A 5,231-nucleotide genomic window follows, 5' to 3' on the forward strand; every position below is an offset into this window, starting at 1 on the left:
CTCGACCCCGTCGCGGGGGCCGGTGTTGCCGTCGCGCCCCACATCGGCCTCGAGCGCCCGCTGCGACCAGAGCACGGCGGCGAGGTGGATGAAGGCCGTGGCGGCGAGGGCGGCGAGTTCCGGGGTCATGCGGTCCTCAGGAAATGGGCCTCGGCGGGCGCGTGGCCCAGCGAGTCGGCCTGGCTCAGCCAGGACCTGGCCTTGTCGGCATCGTTGATGCTGAAGAGCAGCCAGGTGGCGGCGCCGTCGGTCTCCTGCCAGCGTTGCAGCAGGGTGAGCCCGGCGTTGCCACGGTTCTCGGCGTCGCCGTCGAAGTGGCCGGCGTCGAAGCTGGTGTAGCGGAGAAGGAGCTGGTTCATGCGGTGGTCTCCGATCTGGACTGGGTGCAAGCGGTGTCCGTGAAGCCGTGGCGGATGTCGGCGCGGGCTGTCTGCATGGGGGCGAAGAGCCGCGAGCGTGTCGATCTGCGCGCTTCGGGCCGGGACCGCATCTGCGTTCGCCTGATCTCCGCCGCGTCAGGTCCGGAGCTTTTCCGGCCGGTGTCGGGGCCTGCGCAGGCCGCGAGCGCTGCGTCGAAGCAGTCGCAGGCGCCGAGGCCCTCTTCACTGACTTGTTCGCGGGTGCGGCGCGGCATGGGGCCTCTCCGAAAGGGAATCCCGGGCGGGACGGGCCCGCCCGGGTATCTGGATCAGAGATCCATCAGCAGGCGGCGCGGATCCTCGAGCGCTTCCTTGACGCGGACGAGGAAGGTCACGGCGCCCTTGCCGTCGACGATGCGGTGATCGTAGCTCAGCGCGAGGTACATCATCGGGCGGATCTCGATCTTGCCGTTCACGACCATGGGACGATCCTGAATCTTGTGCATGCCGAGGATGCCCGACTGCGGGGGGTTCAGGATCGGCGAGGACATCAGCGAGCCGTAGACACCACCGTTGGAGATGGTGAAGGTGCCGCCCTGCATCTCGGCCATCGAGAGCTTGCCGTCACGGGCGCGCCTGCCCTTCTCGGCGATCTCGCCCTCGATCTCGGCGAAGGACTTGTTGTCCACGTCGCGGATGACCGGAACCACGAGGCCCTGGGGCGTGCCGGCGGCGATGCCCATGTGCACGAAGTTCTTGTAGACCACGTCGGTGCCGTCGATTTCGGCGTTGACCTCGGGGACTTCCTTCAGCGCGTGCACGCAGGCCTTGGTGAAGAAGGACATGAAGCCGAGACGCACGCCGTGCTTCTTCTCGAACAGCTCCTTGTACTGGCTGCGCAGGGCCATGGTCTCGGTCATGTCCACCTCGTTGTAGGTGGTGAGCATGGCCGCGGTGTTCTGCGCGTCCTTCAGGCGGCGCGCGATGGTCTGGCGCAGGCGGGTCATCTTGACCCGCTCCTCGCGGGCGGCGTCCTCGGCCGGGCTCGGCGCGCGGGGGGCCGCTGCCGGGGCGCTGGCCGCGGCGGGCGCGGACTTGGCGGCGGCGATCGCGGCGGTCACGTCTTCCTTCATGACGCGGCCGTCCTTGCCGGTGCCCTGCACGGATTTCGGGTCGAGCCCGGCTTCCGCCATGGCCTTCTTGGCGGAGGGGGCGTCTTCCACGTCCTTGCTGCCCGAGGAGGCGGCAGGTGCGGCAGCGGCGGGTGCCGCGGCCGGGGCGGCGGCGCCGGAACCGCTCGAGAGCACGGCGAGCTTGCCGCCGGCTTCCACGGTCGAGCCCTCGGGGGCGAGGATCTCGGTCAGCGTGCCGGATGCGGGCGCGGGAACCTCGACCGAGACCTTGTCGGTCTCGAGCTCGCAGAGCATCTCGTCCTGCTGGACGCTGTCGCCGACCTTCTTGAACCAGGTCGAGACGGTGGCCTCGGTCACCGATTCACCCAGCGTCGGCACCATCACGTCGACCGGGGCCGCGTCGCCCGAGGGGGCGGCGGGCTTGGCGGCCGAGGGGCGCTCTTCGACGGTGGTCGAGCCGGCTTCGCCAGCGGGCGCGATGTTGGCCAGCAGCGCGTCCACGCCCACGGTATCGCCTTCCTTCGCGACGATGTCCTCGAGGACGCCTTCCACGGGGGAGGGCACCTCGACGGTCACCTTGTCGGTCTCAAGCTCGCACAGCATCTCGTCCACGGCCACGGCGTCGCCCGGTTTCTTGAACCAGGTGGCCACCGTTGCCTCGGGAAAGGAGACCCCGAGCGTGGGGACGCGCACTTCGGTCGTCATTGTGTCAGTTCCCTTCGATGGTCAGCGCCTCGTTCACGAGCGCCTCTTGTTGTGCCTTGTGTTGGCTGGCCAGACCCGTCGCGGGCGAGGCCGAGGTGGCGCGGCCGACGTAGCGCGGCCGCTGGTGGGTCGCGTCGATGCGGCCCAGCACCCATTCGATGTTGGGTTCGATGAAGGTCCAGGCACCCTGGTTCTTGGGCTCTTCCTGGCACCAGATCATCTCGGCGCCCTTGAAGCGTTCCAGCTCCTTCACCAGCGACAGCGCCGGGAAGGGGTAGAACTGCTCGACCCGCAGCAGGTAGACATCGTCCAGCCCGCGCGCATCGCGCTCTTCCAGCAGGTCGTAGTAGACCTTGCCCGAGCACATCACCACGCGCTTGATCTCGGCGTCGGGCTTCAGCTGGGTCTGGCTCTCGCCGGATTGCGCGCTGTCCCAGAGGACGCGGTGGAAGCTCGACCCGGTGGTGAAGTCCGCCGCCGTCGAGACCGCCAGCTTGTGACGCAGAAGCGACTTCGGCGTCATCATGATGAGCGGCTTGCGGTAGCTGCGATGCAACTGCCGGCGCAGGATGTGGAAGTAGTTCGCCGGGGTCGAGCAGTTTGCGACGATCCAGTTGTCCTGACCGCACATCTGCAGGAAGCGCTCCAGGCGGGCAGAGGAGTGCTCCGGCCCCTGGCCCTCGTAGCCGTGCGGCAGCAGGCAGACGAGGCCCGACATCCGCAGCCACTTGGATTCACCCGACGAGATGAACTGGTCAAACATGATCTGCGCGCCGTTGGCGAAGTCGCCGAACTGGGCTTCCCAGAGCGTCAGCGCATTGGGCTCGGCCAGCGAGTAGCCGTATTCGAAACCGCAGACCGCGTATTCCGACAGCGCCGAGTCGATGACCTCGTAGCGGGCCTGACCGTCGCGGATGTGGTTGAGCGGGTAGTAGCGCTCTTCGTCATCCTGGTTCACGAGGCCGGAGTGGCGCTGCGAGAAGGTGCCGCGGGTCGAGTCCTGGCCCGCGAGACGCACCGGGTAGCCCTCGGTCAGCAGCGAGCCGAAGGCAAGTGCCTCGCCCGTCGCCCAGTCGAAGCCCTGGCCGGTCTCGAACATCTTGGTCCGCGCGTCGAGGAAGCGGCCGATGGTCTTGTGCAGCGGGAAGCCGTCTGGCGTGGTGGTCAGCCCCTTGCCGATCTCGGCCATGGTCTCGGGCTTGATCGCCGTTTCGCCGCGCTGGTAGTTGCCTTCCTTCTGCGCGTCGAGATGCGACCAGCGGCCGTCGAGCCAGTCTGCCTTGTTCGGCTTGTAGGTCTTGCCGGCCTCGAACTCTTCGTTGAGGTGGGCCTGGAACGCCGCCTTCATGTCCTCGATCTCGCCCTCGGGGATCAGGCCGTCCTTGACGAGACGGTCCGTGTAGAGCGTGAGCGTGGTCTTGTGGCTCTTGATCTGCTTGTACATCACCGGGTTGGTGAACATCGGCTCGTCACCTTCGTTGTGACCGAAGCGACGGTAGCAGAACATGTCGATGACCACGTCCTTGCCGAACTTCTGGCGGAACTCGGTCGCGACCTTGGCGGCGTGGACCACGGCCTCGGGGTCGTCCCCGTTGACGTGGAAGATCGGCGCCTCGACCACCAGAGCGTTGTCGGTGGGGTAGGGCGACGAGCGCGAGAAGTGCGGCGCGGTGGTGAAGCCGATCTGGTTGTTCACCACGATGTGGATGGTGCCGCCGGTGCGGTGGCCGCGCAGGCCGGAGAGCGCGAAGCACTCGGCCACGACGCCCTGGCCCGCGAAGGCCGCGTCGCCGTGCAGCAGGATCGGAAGCACCTGCCGGCGCTCGACGTCATTGAGCTGGTCCTGCTTGGCGCGGACCTTGCCGAGCACCACCGGGTTCACAGCCTCGAGGTGCGAGGGGTTGGCGGTCAGCGACAGGTGCACCTTGTTGCCGTCGAACTCGCGGTCCGAGGAGGCGCCGAGGTGGTATTTCACGTCGCCGGAGCCGTCCACGTCCTCGGGCTTGAACGAGCCGCCCTGGAATTCGTTGAAGATCGCGCGGTAGGGCTTTTGCAGCACGTTGGCGAGCACCGACAGGCGGCCACGGTGCGGCATCCCGAAGACGATCTCCTTGATGCCGAGGCTGCCGCCGCGCTTGATGATCTGCTCCATGGCCGGGATCAGCGATTCACCGCCGTCGAGGCCGAAGCGCTTGGTGCCCATGTACTTCACATGGAGGAACTTCTCGAAGCCCTCGGCCTCGACCATCTTGTTGAGGATGGCGCGTCGTCCCTCGCGGGTGAACTTCACCTCCTTGCCGTAGCCCTCGATGCGCTCCTTGAGCCATGCCGACTGCTCGGGGTCCGAGATGTGCATGTACTGGAGGGCGAAGGTGCCGCAATAGGTGCGCTTGAGCACGCCCATGATCTCGCGCAGCGACGCGACCTGCAGGCCGAGCACGTTGTCGATGAAGATCGGGCGGTCCATGTCGGCTTCGGTGAAGCCGTAGGCCTTGGGGTCGAGCTCGGGGTGCGCGTCGCGGCCGTGCAGGCCCAGCGGGTCGAGATCGGCGGCAAGGTGGCCGCGGATGCGGTGGGCGCGGATGATCATCAGCGCGCGAATCGAGTCGAGCACGGCGCGCTTGACCTGATCGTCGGTGACCGAGACGCCCTTTTCGGCGGCCTTGGCGGCGATCTTCTTGCCGGCGCCCTTGGCTTCGGCGGGCATCGCGGGCATCGGCCACTCGCCGGTGAGGGCGGCGGTCAGATCATCCTGCGGAGCGGGCGGCCAGTCGGCACGATCCCACGAGGCGCCCTGCGCCTCTTTCTTGACGCTGGTCTCGTCGTCGCCGAGAGCCTTGAAGAATTCGGCCCACGCCTCGTCGACCGCATTCGGGTCGTTGGCGTAGCGGGCGTACATCTGTTCAAGATATTCCGCGTTCGCCCCCTGCATGAAGCTGGAGGCGTGGAACTGGTCGTTGGGGCTTTGATCCGTCATCGCGCGTCTTCCTTTCTGACCGATCGGTGAAGCAGCAGGAAAGGGACCTCGTCGGCA

3 protein-coding genes are annotated in these 5,231 nt (G+C 67.3%); all 3 read right to left on the reverse strand.

Annotation, left to right across the window (positions count from 1 at the left end; translation table 11 throughout):
* Positions 1–125: 125 nt before the first annotated feature.
* Entirely contained in the window at positions 126–359 is a 234-nt protein-coding gene (locus tag HC022_RS18695; protein ID WP_008883418.1) for a hypothetical protein, read from the reverse strand.
* A 329-nt stretch (positions 360–688) separates the two neighbouring features.
* The gene (gene odhB, locus HC022_RS18700) at positions 689–2,197 is read right to left on the reverse strand and encodes a 2-oxoglutarate dehydrogenase complex dihydrolipoyllysine-residue succinyltransferase (protein WP_167453430.1); all 1,509 of its coding nucleotides are present in this window, start codon (positions 2,195–2,197) and stop codon (positions 689–691) included.
* 4 nt (positions 2,198–2,201) lie between these two features.
* A complete protein-coding gene (locus tag HC022_RS18705; protein WP_089958657.1) occupies positions 2,202–5,174 on the reverse strand; it encodes a 2-oxoglutarate dehydrogenase E1 component in 2,973 nt (990 codons plus the stop codon).
* Positions 5,175–5,231 lie beyond the last annotated feature (57 nt).

Origin of the sequence: Salipiger sp. HF18 (genome assembly GCF_011806505.1) — a bacterium.
GTDB lineage: Bacteria > Pseudomonadota > Alphaproteobacteria > Rhodobacterales > Rhodobacteraceae > Salipiger > Salipiger thiooxidans.

What these genes read in the sequence shown, in the direction of transcription:
- odhB (WP_167453430.1), bottom strand. Translation starts at nt 2,197, where the DNA reads ATGACGACCGAAGTGCGCGTCCCCACGCTCGGGGTCTCCTTTCCCGAG.
- HC022_RS18695 (WP_008883418.1), bottom strand. Translation starts at nt 359, where the DNA reads ATGAACCAGCTCCTTCTCCGCTACACCAGCTTCGACGCCGGCCACTTC.
- HC022_RS18705 (WP_089958657.1), bottom strand. Translation starts at nt 5,174, where the DNA reads ATGACGGATCAAAGCCCCAACGACCAGTTCCACGCCTCCAGCTTCATG.